Annotated in this window: 2 protein-coding genes (1 of these 2 running past the window's edge); both read left to right on the plus strand. The window is 41.3% G+C overall.

Annotation, left to right across the window (positions count from 1 at the left end; all coding sequences use genetic code 11):
* Window positions 1–25,769: the 3' portion of a DUF5776 domain-containing protein gene (locus tag ACSVI6_RS08355; protein ID WP_491721108.1), read on the plus strand. It extends 12,796 nt beyond the left edge of the window; only the last 25,769 of its 38,565 coding nucleotides appear in the window; its start codon lies beyond the left edge, outside the window; the stop codon is at window positions 25,767–25,769.
* Window positions 25,770–25,930: 161 nt separating this feature from the next.
* On the plus strand, window positions 25,931–26,953 hold the full coding sequence (locus ACSVI6_RS08360; protein ID WP_491717313.1) for a hypothetical protein: 1,023 nt from the start codon (window positions 25,931–25,933) through the stop codon (window positions 26,951–26,953).
* The last annotated feature ends 19 nt before the right edge of the window (window positions 26,954–26,972 follow it).

Below are 26,972 nucleotides of genomic sequence, written 5' to 3' on the forward strand. Positions count from 1 at the left end.
GTGTTGCTAACAGCTTATTAGCTGTAGCTAATGTTAATGCCAGTGCGGTAGCATCCGCTAGTTCAGATGCGGTTGTTCAAAGCCAATTAGCGGTTCAACAAAGTGCACTTGCTTCTGCAGCAAGCGTCAGTTTAGCTAGTGCTGCTGTAATAGCCGCTAGCGCTAGCAATCAGGTTGCTGATCAAATGGCGGCCTTGAGCACTGCTACAAACAATTTAGATAGTGCAGCCGCTAGTTCTGCAGCAAATGCTGCTAGTTCATACGCTGCGATTATTCTGGCTGCTTCTAGTACAGCTACTTCAGCAAGTGCTGCAATCCAGGCCGCTTCGGTTTCCGTTAGTTTAGCTGTTTCGTCAGCTAATGCTGATGCTAATAACGCCAGTCTTGCAAATTCAATCGTTCAATCAGCGGCATCACAAGCCCGAGTGGTTGCTAGTGCTCAATCGATTGCTAATGATGTAAATTCATCCGTTGCTACAGTCAGTTCATTTAATACCGCGACAGCTAGTTCTGCTGCAATTGTTGCTAACAACCAAAGTGCTGTAAGTAGCAATGCAGCGGTTGTATCTGCTGTCAATAACGGCATTAGTAGTGGCGCTGACTCGATTGCTGCTGCTAGTAACGTGATTGCTGGTTTGAATATTAATAATTCAAGTAACGCTACGGTCGATAGTGCCAATACTGTAATTAATTCCGCTAGTGTAGTTGCTAGTTCTGCTAATTCGGTTGCAATACAACAATCATCAATTGCAATTAGTGCTAGCACGACCGCAATTAGTGCCAATAGTAGTGCTGTAATCGATTCATCAATTGCAGCTTCTGAATATTCGATTGCTTCTTCAGCTGCCTTAGCTGCACAAATTGCAGCTAATAGTGGTGACCTTTCTGCAGTTCAAAGCGCAGCTGCGATTACTTCTACTGCTAATCAAACGGCATCTAATGCTGCCAACAGTGCCAGTGTTCAAGTTTCAATTGCTGCTGCTCAGTCAACCGCTGCTTTGAATGCAGTCCAATCAATAAACTCTGCTCAAGCATTGGTAAACAGTGCAGCGAATGATGCTAGTAGTGCAGCTTCAGTGGCAACAAGTGTAATTAATAGTGGCTTAGCCAGTGCTAATCACCTTGCTAGTTCTGCTTCTGCAACTGCTACATCTGCAAGTAATACAAATAGTTCGTTAGTAAGCCAAGCGGTCAACAGTGTCATTAACGTAAATTCTAACGTTAGTGCAATTAATACTGATTCATTACAGGCAGCTTCGCTAAATAGTGGAGTTAACGCTGACCAAAGTGCGACAAATAGTATGGCTAGTCAATATTCCAATAACGCTAAATTAAGTAGCGTTAATTCAGATGCTAATTCTGCAGCAACTGTCTTTGAAAAAGCTAATGCCGACATGAAGACGCAATCACAAGCTGCGGCTAGTGCTAGTGCTGCTGCATCGACTGCAAATGTTAAGGCATCAATTGCAACTAGCGTGATTAGTTCAGCATCCAGCGTTGCCAAGGCACAAAGTACACTTGCTCAATCTGCAGGAATAGCGATTAACAGCGCGGCCGCAAGTAATGCAGCATCAATCGCGAGCTCGGCTGCTTCAGTTGCACTTTCCGCGATCATTGATGTACAGTCAGCAAGCAGTGCAATCGATTCTGCAAATACAGCTGTAATAAATGCCAATAGTGCTGCTCAGATAGATTTATCAAATGCTAATTCAGCTTCTGCAACCGTTAGTTCTGCTCAATCAGTTGCCTTACAGATTACAGCGGCAGTCTCCGCTGCAATCGTTACTAGTTCTGCGAGTCAAGTTGTTAGCGGAATCAATCAAAACGTTAGTTCAAACGCAGCTTCAATTATCGCGGCTGCTAGTGATAATAACGTTTATTCAAGTGCGGCTAATAGTGCAAGTGCTGCTGGGCTTAGTAATGCTAGTTCAATTGCTGGTCCAGAAAGTTTGATCAATAGTTTGAACGCTAGAAATTCAAGTAATTCAGCGGTTAGTTCTGCTACTGTTGTTGTTAGTTCAGCAAGTTCTGCAATTGTTTCAAGACTAAGTGATCAGAAGAACCAATCATCAATTGTTGCAAGTGCCCAATCTGTTTTAAGCAGTGCAAGTAGTGTTGCAGTATCTGCAGCTAGTGTAGCTACTTTGGCCAATTCAATTGCAGTTGCCGCTAATTCAGTTGCTAGTTCAGCAGCGATTACTGGGGATGCTAGTGCTGCTTCGTCAGCCGCTAGTGTAGCAATTAGTGCAATGAATACTGCTAGTTCAGCCGCTAGTGCGAATAATGCGCAAATTAGCCTTGCTAGTGCTGCTTCATTAGCAGGTAGTAATGCTGCCTCGTCAGTAACTAGTGATAGCATTGCGATTTCGAACGCCGTTAGCGACGCTCAATCTGCTGCAAACATTGCTAATTCCTTAATCAGAAGCGGCATTGATAGCTCAGTGAGCCTGGCAAATTCAGTTAGTGCTAACGCTACCTCTGCGGCAAGTGCTGTTGTAAATAACATTATCAACGTATCGAATAATTCTGAAATTGCTAGTTCTGTAGCAAGTACAATTACGCCTAATTCCATTGCGATTTCGTCAGTCGCATCCCAAGCTAATCAAGCAAATCAACAGATAACTTCATTAGCTAGTGGGCATTCACTAAACAGCATCGTTAGCAGTGCTGTTAGCATTGCTTCTGAACAGACTGCAATCGTTAATAATGCTAATTCAGATGTTGATAACCAATCATCCATTGCAAGTGCTGCTAATTCAGCAGCTGCTAATGCAATTCAAATTGCTAGCAATGCATCTAAGGCCGCACAAAATGCTATTAGTGATGAGAGTGCTGCAAACCAATTAGTACAGTCAGCTTCTGTTGCAGGCGATAGTGTTGCTGCTAGTTCCGCTGCAATTGTTGCTAGTTCAGCCGCTAGTGTTGCCGTTGTGGCCAGTCAAGATGCATCTACCGCTAGTTTTAACGCCGATAGTGCAGTTAAACGAGCCAGTTCTGCTGCTAGTGATGTTAATTCAGCGCTTAGTGTTGCGAATTCAGCTGCCAGTCAAATCGCAATTGCGAATTCAGCTGTTCAATCAGCAGTGGCAATAGAATCCAAGGCCATTAGTAGTGCTAATGCTGCTAGTTCGTTCGCAGATCAAGCTGATCGAACTGCTTCTATTGCTGTTAATAGTGCTGGTAGTTACGTTAGCGATGCAAGTACTTTCACATCGCAGACTGGTGCATCGACCAGTGTTGCTGGTAGTTATGATTCTAATGCGACCGATCAATGGAATTCCGCAATGGCTACTTTGACTTCAAATGAAGCTAATAAGGTCATTCAAACAAACGTTGCATATGCTCAATCAGCCGAAGTGCTTGCTAGTTCGGCTAATTCAGATGCCATAATTGCAAGTAGTCAAGCTAATGATGCTAATAAATCTGCTCAATCTGCTTCTGCCGTTGCAAACTCACTAAGTCAGGCTGTAAGGCAATCAGTTGCGAGTGCTTCTGCTAGTGCATCATTAGCAAGCAGCTATGCAGTTAATGGTAATTTTAGTAGTGCTTCCAGTGCTAACGTGGTTGCCCAAAGCATTGCTAACGTTGCGAATAGTGTTGCGAATAGCGCAACTTCGGCAGCACAACAGGCCTCATATTTTGCATCAGAGGCTGCGTCCGCTTCTGTAAGGGCATCAATCGCTGCATCCGTTGGCTCAAATGCCGCTTCGCAAGCCTCTTTTTATAATCATGGTGCTCAAATTGCCTCATTTGAAGGTAGTTTAGGATCATATGCTGCGTTAACCACTACTAATAGTGCTAATAGTGCGATCTCTAATGCTTCGAATACAGTTGCAAGTGCCAATGCATTTGGTAATAACGCTTCTTCTTATGCTAGCTTAGCTCAGTCGATTGCTGATTCTGCAGCGACTGCTGATCAAAGTGCGACTGATTGGAATACAGCAGCTTCGCAGGCCCTTACTCAAAATTCAAGTAATGCAATTATTCAAAAAGCGGTTAGTTCTGCCAGTGTTGCCTTTTCAGCCGTTGGGGTGATCAATTCATCTATTTCAGAGGCAAATGCTTCTGCTCAATCTGCTAATAGTTCTGCCATAAGTACTGCCAGTTTCGCAAATTCAGCGAGTGCCGTTGCACAATCTGATGCTGCGATCGCACTTAGCAACGCTACGGTTGCCAGTTCCTATGCTGCTGAGGGGAGTGCTGAAGCTGCACGTTCTGTTAATTCAGTTGCTTCTTCTCAAGCTAGTGCAGCTTCGGTTGCTGCCAGTGAAGTAAATTCTTATAACCTATTGACATCTAGTTATGCAGCAATTGCTTCATCAGCGGCATACGTTGCTAGTCAATACAACAATGCATTGGCGATTGCGACTTCAACCGTTTCCAATGCTAATTCAGTTGCTCAGTCAGCATCTGTTGCAGAAAGCATTGCAATCTCAACTGCTAATGAAATGATGACAAGTGCTAATAATGCCTCAAGTGCCGCTTACAATGCTGTTACTAGTAACAGTGGGAATTTGAATTCAATCATTAGTTCTGCTTCCCAAACAAGTGGTTTTATTAGTAGTGCAAATGATAATGTAAATCAGGCAAGTGCTAATGTTAACTCAGCTAATGCTGTCCTTTCAACGCATTCGAGCAATACAGTAATCCAATCAGCAGTAAGCAATGCTGTGCAGGCACTTAGCGCTGTTCAATCTGATAGTACTGCAATCGCAAAGGCCAATAATCAAGTACAGGTAAATGAACAAAATGCACAGAGTGTTGCTTCATTAGCTGTTATTAATGAAAGCAATGCGAACTCGGCATCAGTGGTTGCTAATAGTTATGCCACTATCGCTAAGTCTTATGCCAGTTTAGGAAGTGAATCAGCAGCAGCGAGTGCGAATGCACAAGCTTCGGTTGCTGCTTCAGTTGCTTATTCATATGCCAAGGTGGCTGAACAAAATTCAGCTTCATTGGTACTGTTTAGTAATATTGCTAATGCAGCATATAATGATGCTTCATCTACGATCATTCAAGCATCAATAGATGCTAATACAGTTAGCGAGAACAACTCGATTGCTCAACAGGCTGCTAGCGTTCAGGATAAGCAAACTGCTAGTGCTAATCAGATTAGCGGGGATGCGCAATCAGTTGCGGTTTCTGCTAATAATACACAGCAATCTGCTGCAAGTGTTCAAGCTAGCTTGGCTACCGTTGTTTCAAACGCCAGTGTGGCTGTTTCTCAAGTTACACCAATTAATTCATCAATTAACAATGTGGTTGGAAGTATTTCTGATCAGTTGAAAGCACGTCCAAGCAACAGCGTTATTCAGTCTGCGCTAGGGACGGCACAATCAGCATCTAATGATGCTAGTTCGGCATTTAGCATTGCTAATAGTGAATATAATTTTGCCCAATCGGCACAAAGTTCGGCATCCATTGCAATGAATGCTGTAATTTCAAATAATTCATCGGCTCAAATTAATGTTGAAAGTGCCACTAGCTTTGCCAAATTAGCTCAATCGGCGGCTGAATTAGGTAGTTCTGCTTCAGCTGAAGATTTTCTTTCGCAAGCTTCTGTAGCTAATTCGAGTGCAATTAGCTATGCAAATGCAGCCAGTTTGGCGGCTTTAGATGTTGATCGTTATAACGCTCAAGTTAGCTCAGCCAATGCTAAAATCACTAGTGCAAATGAAACGATAGTATCGGCTAACGCAGTTACCAACAGTACTGAATCCGTGGCTGCTAGTGCTGCGATTGCGCAAGATAATGAAATTACATCTGCAAATGCAACTAGTAACCAAGCAGCTAACGCTTCTTCAGCTGCTGAAAATAGTTTTAATTCAGCCAATGCTACGAATAATCAGGTTATTTCAAATGCTTCGAGTGCTAGTGACACCATCAGTCAGGGGAATACTGAACAAAGTAATGCTACTAAGGATTCACTGGCAGTTAATTCGGTACTTGCTAGTCGCCAAAGTAATTCAGTTATCCAAGCTGCTCAACAAAGCGCTAGTGCTGCCATTAATTCGCTCAATGCTGCGTTATCTAGTGCAGAAGTTAATAATTCACTCGTCCAATCAGCAAGAATAAGTGCTCAAGTGGCAATGAATCAGGCTAGCTCTGCTAATTCGGTAGCACAAAGTAACGCCCAATTGGCAAGTAGCAATGCAGTTACTGCAATTAGCTTTGCTAAAGTCGGGAGCTCAGCTAATGCAGATAGCCTCAATAGCATTGCAAAGCTACAGGCAGACTCAGCAAGTACAGCGAATGCATTGGTTAGCCAATATAATAATAGTGTTAGCGACTATGCACAACAAGCCATTGCAGCTAGTCAGGCACTAGCTAATGATTTAGTCACGATTAATCAAGCAAGCGGTGCTGCATCGATCGCAAACTCAGTTGCACAATCAGCTGCCAGTGCGCAGGATAATGCAATTAGTAGTGCTAACGTAACAAGTAGTAATGCTGCTATCTATTCATCCACTGCAGTTGCGCAGTCGATTGCTGCAAGTACTGCTAGCCAAGGTGCTAGCTTGAATAGTGGTAGTACTAATTCGTTAGTCTCACAGATTAGTGCTAATCAGTCCCAAGTTAATAGCATGAATTCTAGTATTAAATCAATTTCATCTGACCATTCAGCGAATGCAACTATTCAATCAGCATCAATTGTTGCAGATAGCTATTTGACAAATGCTAATTCAGCATCTGCAGATGCATTGATTGCTCAACAATCAGCTTCAGTTGATCAGTCAAGTGCAAATTCGTTATTTAACGTTGCTAGTGCTGAAAATGCGAGTGCTCAGGCCAATGCGTTATCTGCATCGGATAATGCAGCTAAAGCGATTAGCGCCGCCATAATTGGTGATTCTGCTGCTGCATCTGAATTTAATATTCAAGCATCTAACCAAGCCTCACTAGCTAGTTCATATGCCAGTCAAGCAGGAACCGATACAAAGACTGTCATGAACCTTAGTTCCGCTGTTCAATCTGCATATAATCGTGCTAGCTCAGATGCCGTTATTGTGAGTCATGCATCGCTAAGTGTTTCTGATCTACTTAGTGCCGCTCAACAGGCTGCTAGTGTTCAAGATATTGCAGTTTCAGTTGCTACTGTTACTAATAGTGGCGCAATCAATACTAGTCAAACCGCTAGTCAAGTTGCTCAATCCATTAGTTCATTGAATGGACAGGTATCCTCTGCAGTTCAATCAACAAATGCATTAAATAATTCGACTAGTGCTATTAATAGTGCCTTAGCCAACGTTGTTAATTCAATTGCTGCAATTCAAACTAGTGCGCAAAGTAATGCCGTGATTAATAGTGCTTCACAAACTGCTGCCATTTTAACTAGTGTTGCTGATGCAGCATCAGTTAGTGCAGATAGCGCCAATGCTGCTGCTCAATCTGCTAATGGACGGATCAGTAGTGCCGCTTACTTAGCTAGTTCCGCTAATCAAGTTGTTAGCCAACAGGCCAGTTTGGCATCCGTAAATGCATCGAATGCAATTAGCGCCGCTGAGTTAGGGGATGTTAATAGTGCCTCTACGTTTAATAGCATAGCTAGTCAAGCTAGTTCTGCTGCAGCATCAGCTGCTAAGGTTGTTACTGATAATTCAGCAGCTGGATTAAGTGATGCAGTGGTACAAAGGACTGCAACTAGTCAGGTAAATAGTTATAATGCCGTTGTCAGTTCTGCATTCAATGCGGGATCATCAGCTAATAATACAGCTCAAGCTGCATTTGTTACCCAAAATAATGAGCTCAAATCAGCAAGTACCATTACACAAAATGCTTCAGCAGCGATTGACTCTGGAAATGTAGCTAGTGGTGCGGTCAATGATGATAATAGTACCGCTACGCATTCTAATCAAAGCGCAGGTCAATGGACCACATTAGCTAGCTTTAACAGGGTCCAAATTAATAGTGATAGCACGTTGGTTAATTCATTAGCTTCTGTTTACCCAAGCAATGATACGATTACTAGTGCTGCTTCTGTGGTAGCCAGTGAGACTACAATTGTTAATTCAGCATTATCAGATGCTATGATTGCAAGTGGACAAGCTCAATCGGCTGCTTCAAATGCTCAAGCAATTGCAGTTAGCGCAACGAGTGCGAATAGCTTGTTACAGTCAAATGCCATTCAGGCTTCAACTACTGCTAGTCAGGCTGTCGTTGCTGCTAAATTGGGGCAAACTACAAGTGCTGATTCATTAAATAGTCAAGCTCAAGCCAGTGCTAGTTTAGCTAGTTCTGCTGCAATTTTAGTAAGCAGTTATGCTGAAAACATTAATAATTATGTAACGATCGCTTCTTCTGCTAATAGTCGTGCCTATAGTGATGCACAAATTGCTGGACAGGCCGCTGCTATTGCCTCAAATGCTGCATCCCAAGCCCAATCAGCTGCTGTTGTTGAAAACAGTTTGAATAATAATTCCAATGCCAATGCATCGATTGCATCTATAGCTGAAAGTACTGCTAGCAAAGCTTATAGTGCTGCAGTTACTAATAGCCAACAAGCAATTAGCGCAACGCAAAGTGTTAATAATGGACTCAATTCTGTAATTGCTGCTCAAAACATTGCTAATAGTGCTGAAAGTGTCGTTTCATCAGTCAATAGCAACGCTAACTATTCAAGTAATCAGGTGGTTAATACCGCTCAATCAGCTGCCATTAGCGCTGCTGATCAGGCTAAGAATGCATTTTTAAGTGCTAGTTCAACTTACTCAACGGCTAGTGCTGCATTTAACAGCGCCCAATCAGCATTTAGTTTGGCTAAATCGGCTAGCATTGCTGCATCAAATAACGCTGATGCTGCAGCATCGAATGCTTCTGAAGCGCTTAGTGCTGCTAAGACTGGCAACGTATCATTGGCACAATTATTAAATGAGAATGCGTTTGATAATGCTGCTAACACTACGTATTACGCTGGCCTCACTAATTCATATTCAACTGATATTGTTATTTATAATGCAATAATTAGTTCTGCTAATTCTCAAATGAACTCAATCGTTGCCAACGCTAATAACGCTAGTTCAAGCGCTTTGAGTGCATCAGCAGCTACTTCACAAGCGGTGAGTGTTCAAGATGGAGAAATTAAATCTGCAAATGATACTTCCAATGCGGCTAGTGGTTATTCAGCGGTTGGTAGTCAAGTGACTGTAAGTGCTAGTTCTGCTAATACTGCAACTTCAAGCACCGCATCTGTAATCAACGGCCAAGTAGTTGATGTTAGTGCCCAGTCATTAACTGTTGTTTCTAATTCTAGTGCAGTTCAATCACTATTTTCGCAAAATAATAGCAATTCAGTAATCTCTGCAGCTAGTGGATCAGCTAGTGCTGCCTTTGATTTGGCATCTTCTGCATGGAGTACTGCTAAGAGCATTCAAGATAGTGTTAACGGGATGGTTAAAAGCGCTAGTGCTGCTAATGTGAGCGTGTTATCAGCTAACTCAGCAACGCAAAGTGCAGCCGCTGCTGCTGCAAGTGTTGCCAATGATGCTACCTCAGCAGCTAAACTAGGGCAAAGTGGGAGTGCTGATACCTTAAATAGCCAAGCTCAGAGCCTAGCTAACTTAGCCAGTGGATTTGTAAGCCTAGCTAACTCATATACCGATATAATTAATGGCTTAAATAATAATATTGAGCAAGCAAATTCACAAATTAGCAGTGTAGTTAAATCTGCTAATGTTGCTAGCTCGACTGCATCGGTTGCTTATGTAACCGCTAGTTCAGCATCGTCTGCTGAATCAGAAGCAATTTCAATTGCTAATAATAGTTCAAAAGCGGCTGTTAGCTTTTCTGATTTAGGAACTGAGGTTTCTCAAGGGGCAACTACAATGTCTTCGGTTAGCTCATTAATTGCTAATACCGCTAGTCTTCAATCTAGTCAAGCTAGTTATGATGCTCAACAAGTCTCAAGTTATCAATCTGCAACAGCTTTGATCTTAACTAGTCATTCTGACAATGCAATTGTGGTCAGTGCTAATTCAGATGCAAATGTTGCTCTGTCAAATGCCATTGTTGATTCTCAAGCTGCTTTCAGTGCTAATTCTCTAGCTCAACAAGCACAAAGTAGTCTGCAATCAGTAATTAGTAGTTTAAATGATGCTAATGGAAGTGCTCAATCAGCAGCGAATGCAGCTTCTTTAAATGCTGCATCTGCAATTAGTGCTGCAATTTTAGGAAATTCGGTTGCTGCAAGTCAATATAATGCTGCTGCTAGTGCTGCTGTTAGTGTCGCAAGTGGTTTTATCACGGCTGTTAATTCATATAAGGGTTCAATTGAAACTTTATCGACAACAATTAGCAGTGCTAATCGGGATGTTAATAGTGCCCAGTCTGCTGCAGCTGCTCAAATTATAATTGCTTCTAGTGCTCAATCGACCGCTTCATCTGCTGCTAGTGTGGAAAATTCAATTATTAGTAGTGCAAATTCGTTAAATAGTGCTGCCTCTACTGCTGCTTCGATTGCTGATTTAAATCAACAAAGTGCAACGGCCGCCAGCTCTGATGCAATCGTTAATGCAAGTAATGCTAAGGTTATTAATGATGGTGTTATTCAATCCGCAAATCAAGTTCAAAAAGATGCTAGTGCGGTTGCCTCAATATTAGCTAGCCATACAACTAACGCAACGATTATTAGTGCGAATACAGTAATCAGTATGACTAATAGTGAGACTGCAACAATTTTGAGTTCTGCGAATAGCTACTCTGATCAAATCAAGACGTTACGTAATGATGCAGTTAGTGCTACTAACCTAGAAAGTGTTGCTAACCATAGTGCTCAGCTATATGCTGCTTCTGCTAGTAGCTTTGCCAATAGTGCAATTGCAGCTGCAAAGCTAGGGAATCTATCCGAGGCTGCATCCTTGGCAACTATTGCTGCGACCCAAAGTGATAATACGAATACCTATGCTAGTCTAGTTAGCTTCTATACTAGTAAGGCAGTATCCGATAGCCAATCGATTGTCGCCCTCAGTCAAACGGTTAATAATGAACAGAACAGTTTAGCTACAATCGTATCAAATACTAATTTACAAAGAGATATTGCCAAAGCTGCTGCTGATAGTGAAAATGCTGAAATTAGTTTTGCTAATGTCCAATCAGGAGTGGCGGAAAAAGCAAGCAGTAATGCTCAAGTTAGCTATGATTCTGCCGTTACGATTACTAGTAATGCTAATAATAATGCTAGTAACGCTAATTCACTTAATACGCAAGCCAATGCTAACCAAGCTAATGCGAGTGGAGACAATGACGCTATTGATGGGCTTCTTATTAGTCATCCAAATAATAGTTCCGTGTTGGCTGCCTCTTCCGTAGCTAGTCAAGCACGATTGGATGCGAATGCAGCATCTTCTGATGCATCATTTGCAAATTCACAAGCTCAATCGGCAAGCGCCGTGGTTCAATCCAACATCAATTTGAGTTCGGATATGAATTCGATTGCTCAAATAACAGCTCAAAATGCATCAGTTGCTGCTTCAAATGCAGTAAGTGCGGCTAAATTAGGTAATTCTGCCATCGCAGATTCATATAATGCGGTTGCACCATCTAACGCTAGTCTAGCTAGCTTAAATGCTTCAAATGCTAGTTCGTATGCTAAAAATGTAGTAGATGCAGCTAAGTTAGTTTCTTCTGCTAATGATCGAGTCTCACTAGCAAATAGTAAAGCGGCAAGTGCTAGTTCACTTGCGAATAGTGCTTATGCGAATGCTCAATACGCTACTTCGATTCAAGATAGTCAAACGGCATTAGCAAATAGTTTGAATACGGCTGCTAGTCTTGCTGCTAGTACGGCAGACACGGCAAATAGCTCTGCAATTGCCACTAACACTCAGGTGAGCTCCAATGCCAATTCAATTGTTGATCGAACGAACCTTGCAAATAGTTTGAATCAACAAATCACTTCTAATAACAACACTGTCAACTCATTACTAGCAAGTCGGGCAAGTAATAATACTATTATTTCAGCAACCGCAGTGATTGAAAATGCTGCTACCAGTGCTCATTCTGCATTTAATGATGCAACTATTAACAGTGTTCAAATTTATACGCTATCTTCAAATGCAAGTAGAAACACATCGCTAGCAAGCGTTGCAAAATCAGCTGCTCAATCTAATTACACGGTGGCATCAATTGCTGCTTCTAATGCAATTAGTGCTGCTTATCTGGGACAAACCAGTCTTGCTAATTCCTATAATTCAAATGCATCAGTGAGCGTTAGTTTAGCTATTGCTCAAGCCAGTTCAGCTTCTGGATATAGTGCGGCTGTGGCGGACTTGAATGCCTCACTAGCAACGGTTAGTTCTAATATTGATTCAGATTTTGCAATTATTAATGCTGCTAATTCACTAGCTTCTAATGCAACTAATGATGCAGTTATTGCGGCAGGTAAGCAAGATACAGAGGAACAAAGTGCTCAATCAACTACTGCTACTGCTAATAATGCTACTTCAGATGGTTCTGGATTTAGCCAATCAACAATCGCTAACAGCTCAGAATCGAATTCACTTGCTGCTAACAACAATGAATTGAATAATGACGCCAATAGCATGACTAGCATAATTGCAAGTGACTCTGAAGCAGTGGCTTCACTATCAAATAAACATCAAAGTAACGCAGTGATTAATGGTAATAATAAGGTGATTGAGGATGCATTCTCAATTGCTAGTTCAGCATACCTTGATATTTCAAATGCGAATGCACTCGCACAATCTGCTAATTCAAGCGCGATCGATGCGGCCAATCAGGCTAGCTCAGCTATGATTGTCTTGAATTCAAATGCTAGTTTAGCAGTTGATAATGCATCATTAGCAAGAAGCGCTGCTCAATTGGGCGAATCTTCATTAGCTGATTCATTTAATAGTGTTGCAGCAACGCAGGCACAAGTTGCTAGTTCGTATGCACAGTCATTAAGTAGCTACTCATCAGTTGTTAATTCTTTGAATGGAATCGTGACATCTGCTAATAACAATATTACTAATACCTTGAAGGCGATTGATGAAGCTAGTTATGTATCTTCTAAAGCTGCAGCAGCTGCTAGCCAAGCTGCAACTACTCAAGATAATGAGTTGAATAGTGTTAGTTCAATTAATTCTTCTAATGCAGCTCTCCAAAATTCACTTGCTTCAATCAAATCATCGTTGAATGCGCTTAGTTCACAAACTAATGTCCAATCTATCAATGTAGCATCAAATGCAGCTGCTATTAGTGGAGCTTTACAGTCTGTGACTACATCGGTTAGCATTGCTAATGCAATTCTTTCATCGTATTCAAATAATGGAATCATCATTAATGCTGATAGCGCCGCTAATGCAGCTCTTTCGACCGTGGGTTCCATTAATTCGGTAGCGGCAAGCGTTGCACAGGATGCACAAACTGCTAGCTCAGCAGCTCAAGTGGCTGCTAGTCAGGCTAGTGCTGCTAATGCAGCTGCTTCTGCTGGTGTTTCCGCTGCTGCTAAGGCTGCATCTAGTGCTGCTAATGCAGCTCAGATCGGGAATAGTAGTGCTGCTGATTCGCTGATTGCCCAAGCCCAAAGTGCTTATGCTCAAGCTAGTGCAAATGTAAGCGCTGCTAGTTCGTATTCAGATATTGTGACGACGATGAATAATAGCATCACAAGCGCTAATAGTCACATTGCTCAGTTCATTGGTTCTGCTAACGATGCAAATGTTTCTGCCTCCGTTGCCGTTTCAAGTGCTCAATCTGCAGCAGTTGTTCAAGACAATGAAATATCATCTGCTAATGCAACTACTAGTGCTGCGCAAAGTGTTGAAACGAACGTAAATAGTAGTGATGCTTTGATTCAATCGGCTAATTCATTAGCTAACTCAGTTGCCAGAGTTAATAATGGCTTGAATGGACAAGCCGAAAGTGTACGGGCTGCAATCGCAACTGCTTCAACGGCCGTTGCATCAATGCTAGCTGGGCATTCCATGAATGCTGTAATTATTGCTAATAACGATACTAATAGTAGTGCTTTCTCATTTGCTAGTTCAGCCTATGTTGATATATCGAATGCTAATTCAATTGCTCAATCTGCAAACTCCAATGCAGTTATTGCTAATAGTCAAGCAACTGCTACTGCTGCAACAGTTAGTTCTAATAATGCTTTAGCATCCCAAAATGCAGCTAGTGCAATTAGTGCTGCCCAATTAGGTCAGGTATCATTAGCTGATTCACTTAATAGTGTTGCTTTAGGACAAGCTAGCTCAGCTAGTTCAGCTGCTCAATTGTTAAGTGAGTATTCAGCAGTTGTAAAATCAATGAACGGCATTATTGACTCTGCTAACAGCAATATTGTTACCACGCTTAATTTAATGAATAAAGCTAGCGATGTTGCTAACAATGCGACCCAATCAGCATCTCAGGCTGCTGATAAACAAGATCTCGAGTTGAGTAGTTTGAATGCAATTCACAGTTCAAATGCCAATACCCAGAGTTCGATTAGTGTAAACCAATCTGCTGTTATTGCATCTGGTTCACAAGCAAGTAGTCAAGCCTCAGTGACTAGCAACTCAGTTAATACTGCTAGTGGTTATTTACAATCTGTAGTTAATGCTGCTAGTTTAACAGGTTCTATTCTTGCCTCATATGCAAGTAACGGAGTCGTTATTAACGCTAATAATTCTGCTGAAGCAGCATTGAGTGCTGCTAGTTCGGTTGTGGCTACAATATCAAGTGCTAATCAACAAGCACAAAGTGATAATTCAATTGCCCAAAGCGTAGCTAATATGGCTCATGCAGCTAATACATCAGCTTCAACGAATGCATCGCTTGTCGATAGTTTAGTTGCACTTGCTGCTAGTTCAGCGCAAGTTGGTGATAGTTCAGCTGCTGATTCATTGATTGATCAAGCTAAGAGTGTAGCTGATCAAGCTAGCAATGAATTAAGTGTCGCTAATTCATATTCAGGAATTATTACTGAAATGAATAACAGTATTAGTGCTGAAAATAGTCGAGTTAGTGATGCATTAAAATCTGCAAGTGCTGCTAGTGTAGCTGCTTCCAGTGCACTTTTAGCTGCTCAATCAGCAGCCCATCTTCAAGATACGGAAATTGCTTCTGCTAATTCAGTTACTAGTGCTGCAGAAAGTGGCCAAGCAATTGCTAACGGAGACCAATCAACGCTTAGTTCAACCACTTCTCAAACAAATTCAGTTGCTGTTTTTAATAACCAAATGAGTGATCAAGCAATCAGTATGAATGATTCAATTTTGGCTGCATCAAATACAGTTAATTCATTAATGGCTAATCACGAAAGCAATGCTGTGATCATTACTAATAGCGCAACAATCAGCAGTGCATATTCTGTAGCTAAATCCGCAGCAAATGATATTTCTAATACTAATATGCAAGCTCAATCTGCTAATTCAGTTGCGATCATTACTGCTAGTCAGGCTAGTTCAGCTGCAGTTGCTGTGAGTTCCAATAACTCCTTAGCAGCTGAGAATGCTATTAAGGCTGCTAGTGCTGCTAAGTTAGGAAACGCCTCACTAGCAGACTCACTAAATAGTACCGCTGCTAGTCAAGCGAGTGTCGCCAGTTTAGATGCAGTGACATTGAGCTCATATGCAACGACTGCTGATTCAATGAATAACTTGGTCAAGTCTGCTAACGGTCATATTATAGATATCTTGAATGATATCAATAATGTTAGTACGGATGTTGCTAGTGCTGCTCAATCCGCTAGTCAAGCAGCAACTAAGCAAGATCAAGAACTGGCCAGTGCTAGTCAAATCAGCAGTGCTAATTCAGTGGTTCAAAATTCAATCGTTGCTAATCAATCAAGATTAAGTAGCAATAGCTCGCAAGCTAACTCCAATGCAATATCAGCGGACTCTAATGCCAGCGTTGTTGATGGTAACCTTAGTTCGGTTGCTGCAGCCAACTCCACTGTTAGTTCAATTCTTTCTAGTTATGAAAGCAATGCTAACGTGATCAGTGCTGCAAGTGCTGCTCAAGATGCCTTTAACAGTGCAAGTGTAGCTAACAACGTAGCATCGATTGCTAATCAAAAGGTGCAATCTGCAAATAGTGTAGCGCAAAGTGTTGCTAATCAAGCTAGCTTAGCTAATGCAGCAGCTTCAGCAAGTGCTTCGTTGGTGGCTCAAAATGTAGCCAGTGCAGCTAGTGCAGCCCAAGTGGGTGACAGTTCAGCTGCGGATTCATTAATTGCTCAAGCACAAAGTAATGCTAGTCAAACTAGTACTGAGCTTAGTGCAGCCAGCAGCTACGCTAGTGTAGTTGCAAGTATTTCTGATAGCATTGCATCCGTTAATGCTCAAATTACCACTGCAGTTCAATCGGCAAATGCTGCGAAAGATAGTGCATCAACTGCGTTGATGGTTGCGCAATCTGCAGCTAAGGTCCAAGATGCAGAAACCAATTCTGCTAATGCAACCAATTCATTAGTACAAAAAACCCAGACTAGTGCAGATAGCCTAGAATCACTAGCTAGTTCTAATAATGCACAGGCTAATTCAATTGCAGCCAATAATGCCCAAATGAATTCCCAAGCTATCAGCATGGAGAACGCAATTCAAAATTCATCTGCGGCTGTTGATTCAATATTAGCGAGTCATTCTAGCAATGCGGTCATCATTGGTGACAGTGCTACGAATAGTAGTGCCTTCTCAGTTGCTAAATCCTTAACTGAGGACATCATAAACACTAATTCTACTGCTCAATCCGCTAATTCAGCTGCCGTTGCTTTTGCTAGCCAAGCTAGTTCCACTGCGGATGCGGTTAGTTACAATAATTCTTTAGCAACTACCAATGCTGATAAAGCAAATAGTGCTGCCCAATTAGGCCAAGTTTCACTGGCAGACTCTCTGAACAGTGTTGCAGCTAGTCAGGCCAGTCTTGCTAGTTCAAATGCTCAATCGTTAAGTTCATATTTATCTGCTATTTCATCAATGAATTCAATAGTAACTAGTGCTAATGGGCACATTGCTGATAATTTGAAGCTGATCAACAAAGCTAATAATGATGCTGCTAGCGCTGCTCAATCCGCTAGTCAAGCAGCAACTAAGCAAGATCAAGAATTAGCCAGTGTTGATCAAATCAGCAGTGCTAATTCAGTGGTTCAGAGTTCAATCGTTGCTAATCAATCAGGATTAAGCAGCAATAGCTCGCAAGCTAACTTCAATGCAATAGCAGCGGCTTCTAATGCCAGCGTTGTTGATGGTAACCTTAGTTCTGTTGCTGCAGCCAACTCCACTGTTAGTTCAATTCTTTCTAGTTATGAAAGCAATGCTAACGTGATCAGTGCTGCAAGTGCTGCTCAAGATGCCTTTAACAGTGCAAGTGTAGCTAACAACGTAGCATCGATTGCTAATCAAAAAGTACAATCTGCAAATAGTGTAGCGCAAAGTGTTGCTAATCAAGCTAGCTTAGCTAATGCAGCAGCTTCAGCGAGTGCTTCATTAGTGGCTCAAAATGTAGTCAGTGCAGCTAGTGCAGCCCAAGTGGGTGACAGTTCAGCTGCGGATTCATTAATTGCTCAAGCACAAAGTAATGCTAGTCAAACTAGTACTGAGCTTAGTGCAGCCAGCAGCTACGCTAGTGTAGTTGCAAGTATTTCTGATAGCATTGCATCCGTTAATGCTCAAATTACCACTGTAGTTCAATCGGCAAATGCTGCGAAAGATAGTGCATCAACTGCGTTGATGGTTGCGCAATCTGCAGCTAAGGTCCAAGATGCAGAAACCAATTCTGCTAATGCAACCAATTCATTAGTACAAAAAACCCAGACTAGTGCAGATAGCCTAGAATCACTAACTAGTTCTAATAATGCACAGGCTAATTCAATTGCAGCCAATAATGCCCAAATGAATTCCCAAGCTATCAGCATGGAGAACGCAATTCAAAACTCATCTGCGGCTGTAGATTCAATACTAGCTAGTCATTCTAGCAATGCGGTCATCATTGGTGACAGTGCTACGAATAGTAGTGCCTTTTCAGTTGCTAAATCATTAACTGAGGACATTGCAAACACTAATTCAACTGCTCAATCTGCTAATTCAGCTGCAGTTGCTTTTGCTAGCCAAGCTAGTTCCACTGCGGATGCGGTTAGTTACAATAATTCTTTAGCAACTACCAATGCTGATAAAGCAAATAGCGCTGCCCAATTAGGCCAAGTTTCACTAGCAGACTCTCTGAACAGTATTGCGGCTAGTCAGGCCAGCCTTGCTAGTTCAAATGCGCAATCGTTAAGTTCATATTTATCTGCTATTTCATCAATGAATTCAATAGTAACTAGTGCTAATGGGCACATTGCTGATAATTTGAATCTAATTAACAAAGCTAATAATGATGCTACTAGTGCTGCTCAATCCGCTAGTCAAGCTGCAACTAAGCAAGATCAAGAATTGGCCAGTGCTAATCAAATTAGTAGTTCTAATTCAGTGGTTCATAATTCAATCGTTGCTAATCAATCAGGATTAAGTATTAGTAGCTCGCAAGCTAACTCCAATGCAATAGCAGCAGCTTCTAATGTTAGCGTTGTTGATGGTAATCTTAGTTCTGTTGCTGCAGCCAACTCCACTGTTAGTTCGATCCTTTCTAGTTATGAAATCAATGCTAACGTGATCAGTGCTGCAAGTGCTGCTCAAGATGCCTTTAACAGTGCAAGTGTGGCTAATAGTGTCGCATCAATTGCTAATCAAAAGGTGCAATCTGCAAACAGTGTAGCGCAAAGTATTGCTAATCAAGCTAGCCTAGCTAATGCAGCAGCTTCAGCAAGTGCTTCGTTGGTGGCTCAAAATGTAGCCAGTGCAGCTAGTGCAGCCCAAGTGGGTGACAGTTCAGCTGCTGATTCATTAATTGCCCAAGCACAAAGTAATGCTAGTCAAACTAGTACTGAGCTTAGTGAGGCCAACAGTTATGCTAGTGTAGTTGCAAGCATTTCTGATAGTATTGCATCCGTTAATGCCCAAATTACCACTGCAGTTCAATCTGCAAATGCTGCGAAAGATAGTGCATCAACTGCGTTGATGGTGGCGCAGTCTGCAGCTAAGGTCCAAGATGCAGAAACCAATTCTGCTAATGCAACCAATTCATTAGTACAAAAAACTCAGACTAGTGCAGATAGCCTAGAATCACTAACTAGTTCTAATAATGCACAGGCTAATTCAATTGCAGCCAATAATGCCCAAATGAATTCCCAAGCTATCAGCATGGAGAACGCAATTCAAAACTCATCTGCGGCTGTTGATTCAATATTAGCTAGTCATTCTAGCAATGCGGTCATCATTGGAGCAAGTTCTACGAATAGTAGTGCCTTTTCAGTTGCTAAATCATTAACTGAGGACGTTACAAACACTAATTCCACTGCTCAATCTGCTAATTCAGCTGCCGTTGCTTTTGCTATCCAAGCTAGTTCCACTGCGGATGTGGTTAGTTACAATAATTCCTTAGCGTCTGAAAATGCTGATAAAGCAAATAGTGCTGCCCAATTAGGCCAAGTTTCACTAGCAGACTCTCTGAACAGTGTTGCAGCTAGTCAGGCCAGTGTTGCTAGTTCAAATGCGCAATCGTTAAGCTCATATCTATCGGCCATTTCATCAATGAACGCAATATTAACTAGTGCTAATGGGCACATTGCTGATAATTTGAAGTTGATCAATAAAGCTAATAATGATGCTGCTAGTGCTGCTCAATCCGCTAGTCAAGCAGCTACTAAGCAAGATCAAGAACTGGCCAGTGCTAATCAAATCAGCAGTGCTAATTCAGTGGTTCAGAGTTCAATCGTTGCTAATCAATCAGGATTAAGTATTAGTAGCTCGCAAGCTAACTCCAATGCAATAACAGCGGCTTCTAATGGCAGCGTTGTTGATGGTAATCTTAGTTCGGTTGCTGCAGCCAACTCCACTGTGAGTTCGATCCTTTCTAGTTATGAAAGCAATGCTAACGTAATCAGTGCTGCAAGTGCTGCTCAAGATGCCTTTAACAGTGCAAGTGTGGCTAATAGTGTCGCATCAATTGCTAATCAAAAGGTGCAATCTGCAAACAGTGTAGCGCAAAGTATTGCTAATCAAGCTAGCCTAGCTAATGCAGCAGCTTCAGCAAGTGCTTCGTTGGTGGCTCAAAATGTAGCCAGTGCAGCTAGTGCAGCCCAAGTGGGTGACAGTTCAGCTGCTGATTCATTAATTGCCCAAGCACAAAGTAATGCTAGTCAAACTAGTACTGAGCTTAGTGAGGCCAACAGTTATGCTAGTGTAGTTGCAAGCATTTCTGATAGTATTGCATCCGTTAATGCCCAAATTACCACTGCAGTTCAATCTGCAAATGCTGCGAAAGATAGTGCATCAACTGCGTTGATGGTGGCGCAGTCTGCAGCTAAGGTCCAAGATGCAGAAACCAATTCTGCTAATGCAACCAATTCATTAGTACAAAAAACTCAGACTAGTGCAGATAGCCTAGAATCACTAGCTAGTTCTAATAATGCACAGGCTAATTCAATTGCAGCCAATAATGCTCAAATGAATTCCCAAGCTATCAGCATGGAGGACGCAATTCAAAACTCATCTGCGGCTGTTGATTCAATATTAGCTAGTCATTCTAGCAATGCGGTCATCATTGGAGCCAGTGCTACGAATAGTAGTGCCTTTTCAGTTGCTAAATCATTAACTGAGGACATTGCAAACACTAATTCAACTGCCCAATCTGCTAATTCAGTTGCAGTTGCTTTTGCTAGCCAAGCTAGTTCCACTGCGGATGCGGTTAGTTACAATAATTCTTTAGCAACTACCAATGCTGATAAAGCGAATAGTGCTGCCCAATTAGGCCAAGTTTCACTAGCAGACTCTCTGAACAGTGTTGCGGCTAGTCAGGCCAGTCTTGCTAGTTCAAATGCGCAATCGTTAAGTTCATATCTATCGGCCATTTCATCAATGAATTCAATAGTAACTAGTGCTAATGGGCACATTGCTGATAATTTGAAGCTAATTAACAAAGCTAATAATGATGCTACTAGTGCTGCTCAATCCGCTAGTCAAGCTGCAACTAAGCAAGATCAAGAATTGGCCAGTGCTAATCAAATCAGCAGTGCTAATTCAGTGGTTCAGAGTTCAATCGTTGCTAATCAATCAGCTTTGAGTAGTGAAAATGGACAAATAAGCTCAGCGGTTTCTTCACTTAGTTCAAATGCAATCATCATCGATAATGATAGTAATTCAATTGCTTCTGCTAATGTGGCTGTTAATTCATTGCTTTCATCATATGCAAGTAATGCCGCAGTGATTAAGGCTGCTAGTGATGCTCATATGGCGATGAGTACTGCTAATGATGCTAGCTCAGTTGCTTCTGTGATTGCTCAACAAGTTCAATCTGCTAGTGCCACTGCTCAAAGTGCAGCTAGTCAAGCTAGTTTAGCGAATGCAAATGCCCTTGCAAATGCTTCATTAGCAGCCCAAAACGTTGTCAGCGCTGCCAGTGCTGCACAAATAGGGGATAGTTCAGTTGCTGATTCACTAATTTCACAGGCACAGCATGCTTCGCAAATGGCTAGTGATGATTTTAGTGCAGCTAGTTCATATGTCGCTATTGTTGACACTATCAAAGATAGTATTATTTCTGCTAATAACCAACTCAATAGTGTGGCACAATCTGCCAATAATGCTGTTAGCGTTGCGTCGAATGCGGTTAGTTCAGCACGGTCTGCTGCTCAAATACAAGATACTGAAATTAATGATGCAAATTCAGTAATTGCTTCAGCACAGCAAATGCAAGTGAGTGTTGCGGCTTCAAGCTCAGCTGCAAGTTCGGCTAATGCTAATGGATTAAGCTTAGTTACAAATATTAGCAACATTGCCAGCGTTGCATCGGTTAATAGTAACCATGCGATTGTTAATTCCAGTTCAGTTAATTCGTTGTTAGCTGCTCACACCAGTAATGCGGTGATCATTAATGCAGCTAAAAGCGTTGCTGCTGCAATTAGCACTGCTACTTTTGAAAATGATGTGGTTGCTAGTGCTAATTCGATTGCCCAATCACTAGCTAATAATGCCGCTTCAAGTGTAGTTCAAGTAAGCCAAAATGCTTCCTTGGCTCAATTTAATGCTCAACAGGCAAGTAGTGCTGCTAGTGCTGCAATCGTATCAGCTCAATTGGGTTCTCAATCCACTGCTGACTCATTGAATTCTGAGGCGATTATTAGCAATAGTACTGCTAACTCATATGCTCGCAATGCTAGCTTAGCAGCTAGTGCAGTTGATAGTTATAATAATTTGATTAGTTCAGCCAATGTTGCTGCTAATAATGCTGCTAATTATGTATCATCTGCTAATTCAGTTACTACTGATCAGTTCACCATTGCCAGTTTAGCTGCAAAGGTTGAAGATGCCGAAATTGCTAGTGCAACATCAATCGTTCAATCGAATAGCAGCGCAACTGCTCGCGTTAGTTCAGGTCTTGAACAAGCTCAACAAACAAGTAGTCAAGCAGTAATTACGGCTAGCCAAACTAGTGATTCTAATCGTTTAGCAACTTCAAACAGTGGTTCAGCTTCTGCAATGTTAAGCTCTGTTACATCGGTATTATCTACTCATCCAAGTAATGCAATTGTTAAATCTGCATACTCAATTGCTTCATCTGCTGCAACGATAGTTAGTTCTGCTGCTGCGGATGCTGTAATTGCCAACCAACAAGCTCAATCTGCTAGTGTGATTGCGAACCAAAATACCATGATTGCCAGTTCAGCTAATACTGAAGTTCAATCGCTTGGTTTGATCATATCTAGTTATGCGAACTCAGCAAGTCAAAATGCAGCTTTAGGGAACTCAAGTACTGCAGATAGCTTGAACTCAGCAGCTACTTCAATCGCGGATTCAATCAATTCATTGATGGCCATTGCAAGTAGTGCAGTAATGGTAACTTCTAGTGCCAATATTACTGTATCTTCTGCTTCTGTTAGAGCATCAAATGACGTGATTGCCGCTCAAAGTGCAAATGTAGTTCTTTCTAATGCAGAATCTGCTGCATTGTCAGCTAGTGTTGCTCAAGATGGGACCTCTTCTACCGCTAATAAAGATGCAAGTAGTGCTAATAGCATTGCTTCTAGCGCTAACTCAGTTGCTTCAACTGTTAGTTCAACAAACAGTATCACTAGTAAGGTAGCTTCAAGCGTAAGCAATAATAATTCAACAATGTCAAGTGTTGCTAGTCAAGCAAGTACAAACACGAGTGCAGTTAATAGCATCACTAGTTCTAATACTACTAATGCTGTCATTAGTAGTGCTAACTCAGTTGCTAATGCAGCTCAGTCGACGATTAACTCCTTGAGTTCGCAGGCTGATCAGTCAAATTCGACTGCTCAAGCTGCAAAAAGTGTTGCTAGTGATGCTAATACAATTGCAAGTTCAGCCAATAGTATTGTTTCCAGCAATGCCGCACAAGCATCTAGCTACGCTTCAATTGCATCTAGTGCTGCTGCTGCAGGTGATACCAGCGTTGCTAATAGTGCGACTTCGCAGGCAAATAGTGCAACTAGTGCTGCTAATTCAGCAGCTAGTGTTGTTCAATCAGCATCGAGTGTTGCATCTTCAGCAAATAGTATCGTGAACTCGGTGGCAAGTGCTATAAATAGTGCCTTATCATCTGCTAACAGTGCTGCTAATGCAATCAGTAGTGCAACTAGTACCGCTAATTCAGCTGCTTCTGTTGCTATTTCCGCAGTATCACAAGCAAATAGTTACCAAAGTAATGCTAATTCAGCAACCAGTATTGCTAGTGGGGCGAATAGCGGTGCCGTAATTAACAGTAGTGCCACTAGTAGCATTGCGAGTCAAGCACTGCCAATTAGTAATGCGGTTCAGAGTAACGCTACGCAAGCTTCGGCAGTTGCAAGTCAAGCGAGTGTTAATGCATCTAATAACCCACAGAACTCAGTAGCCTCCTCAGCTGCATCGGTTGCTAGTTCGGCTGCATCGACTGCCAGTTCAGCAAGTTCAGTTACTAGTAGTGCCGCTAGTCAAGTGCAAAGTGCGAACGTGATTGCTAGTTCCGCAGAACAAAACGTTTCATCTAATAATGCCGCTGCTTCTGTTGCAGCTTCAATTGCAAGTAGTGCCGCTAGCGCTGCCAAGAGTGCTGCTAGTTTAGGGAATTCTACATCTGCTAGTCAGCTTAATTCCGCTGCTTCATCAGCTGCTATTTTAGCTAGTTCATATGCCAGCAATGCAGTGATTGCGGAATCAACCGTTGCTAGTGCTAATTCAGTAGCTAGTTCTGCATTAGTAATAATGAGTTCTGCATCAACAGTTTTAAGTTCCGCCCTTTCAATTGCAAGTAGTGCTAATGCTGCTGCGAAGGAAAATATAAGTATAAATAATAATGCGGCATCATATGCAATTATTGCTAGCCAGGCTAATCAATCTGCTGCAATGACTAGCTTAGCCATAAGTTCGATTGCAAACATTGCGTCTAGTTATGCTAATAACACTAGCTTGACATCAAGTATTGCTAATTCGAATGCTCAACAAAATGGATTGAATAATAGTAAGGTTGCTAGCATGATCGCTAAGGATCCTGATAATAGTTTACTAAATAGTTATGCAGATGCCGTTAGTTCAGCAATGATCAATGGTAATTCTGTATCACAGGATATTTCAGTTGCGTTTAGTCAAGCTAACTCAGCAGCACAAATTGCAAGTACAGCGGTTCAAACTGTATCTAATGCCGTTCAAACTGCAAACAGTGCTAATCAAGCCGCTAGCAGCGCCAATGTTGCTGCTTCTGCTGCATTTGCGAGTGGTGATATTACGCAAGGAAGTCAATTCGTTGCGTTAGCAAGTGTGAATGCATCGGTAGCCCAAAGTGCAGCTAGTACCGCTGCCAATGCAAATAGTTTGATTAGCTCGGCAAATTCTACTGCTAGTTCAGCAGCTAGTCGGGCAGCATCTGATTATGCAACCCTTGTGTTAGCATCAAATGCGATCTTATCTAATTTGAATTCAGCTACTAGTGTTTATAACAATGATCTTTATCAAAATGGTGTTTCTGATGCTAAGATTGGCTTTGCTAAGGACCCCGAAATGGTAAATGAGGATGCTTATCAAGCTGGTTATAACGGCTATAAAGATGGAACCAGTGGTAAAAAGGCTAAGCAAGACTTTGCTGGATTATCTACAATTTATCAACTTGATTATGCAAAAGCTTATTCATTAGGGCATTCCACTTATCGTTCTGATTATGCTAAGGGTGAAGCTGCCGCTAATCATGATTCACTTGCGGTAGAATCACTCGCTGGTAAGTCAATAGGTTATAAAAATGGTTATATTAAGGCCTTTAATGAGAAACTACGTAAAAAACCAATCTACGTTTATAATCAAAAAACGCTTTATGTATATTCACAACCTACTTTTACCAGGGTAAGTAGAATCAAACGGTTTGCTAAAGCTAAGCGGAATCAGATTCATGAGTTCAAGGTTAAACGCATCTCACTTTCTGAAAATGGGTTAGTTCGTTATTATGTTCAAAATCATTTAACAAATGCGATTTATCATGATAATGGATACATTACTGCAAATCGTGATTTTATTAAAAAGGCTTATTATCAAGATCAAGATTATGATCAATCTGATAATAAAACGGTGAAAGTAATTAATCCTAAGGGAGCGCGATTACACCCTGATAAAGCATTCAATTTAAAGGGCACTTATTATCGTCCTGGTACTAAAATTCACGTAAGTAAAGTAGTTAAATATAAAGGTTTAACTAGGTTCTATGTTGGTCATGGTAAATATTTGACTAGTAATAAAAAATTTGTTCGTTTTATATAGTTAAAATAAAAACCCCAATTTCTGATTATTATTCAGAAATTGGGTTTTTTTGATTGGAATTTATAAAATTGTTTTAAGTAAAAATAGATTATGATACAATGTAATTAGTTTATTATTTAACTTTTTTTTAAGTTAAAAATTTAATACTGGAGTTGTTAATTATGAAATTTTCAAAATGGGCAACGGCTTTAGCAGCAGTTGTCTTATTTTCTAGCATTGGTGCTACTTCTGCAAATGCAATGTCTACATATAATCAAAAGCAGACTGCTGTTACTAGTATTCCAAAAGTCAATGTAGTTCAAAATCCTAACATAACAAGAAGCTTACCAAAGTATAGTTATGGTAAAAATCAATTGAATGATCAGGGTAGACTTAACCATATTGCTGTGAATGCTGGTGCTACTGGTGTTAGTTTTACTACCACTGCGTTCTTGATGACTAGTCAAGGTTCCCCACAGAGTGCTGTTTTAGTTGGTAAGTATTTATATGCAATGTACAATCAAAATCGTAGTGAAAGCGATAATGATGCTAATGACTACATTGTTCGTTATGATACTAGCAAGCTAAAAAACAACGTCTTTTCTGCAGATGCGATTAAAGTAGGACCTACCTTTAGGGGTGGTCATGGTCAATCCCTATCATATAACCCAAAGACTAATCAATTATGGTTCCTAAACATTGCTCGTGGTTCTGCTACCAGTGCATCTGCCGAATTAATTAGTAAAAGCTCATTAACACCAACTAATAAGGTTCAATTTAAGTTCTCCACCAATGGTAGTTCCATTGATAACAACTTAACTTTTGATAAGTATGGACGTGCTTATACTTATGTTAAGAGTGGTGGGGGTAGTGTTCCTCAAGGTGCTTACAAGATTTATCGTGGAACGATTTCCACTAAGGGTGTTCACTTCGACTTAATGAAGAGTGCAATCAGACATTCTGCTGGAGCAATTCCACAAGGCTTTGCTTACAACCCAGCTAATGATCGGCTTTACTTTATTTCTGATGGAAGTATCGTTTCAGCCCCCGCTAGCAAGTTAAATAATCTTTCTAAGTCAGATATTAAATATATTCATGCTGCATCAGATCGTGAATTTGAAGGGATGTTCTTTAGTAGTAATGGAACTGGTTATTTAATCGCGCTTCGTCCTGATGAAATCATGGCAATGCATGGTTCATTCTAGTTCAGTTTAATTTAATCAT

This window comes from Nicoliella sp. ESL1106, assembly GCF_058509965.1.

Coding starts and splice junctions, on each gene's coding strand:
- ACSVI6_RS08360 (WP_491717313.1), top strand. CDS start 25,931: ATGAAATTTTCAAAATGGGCAACGGCTTTAGCAGCAGTTGTCTTATTT.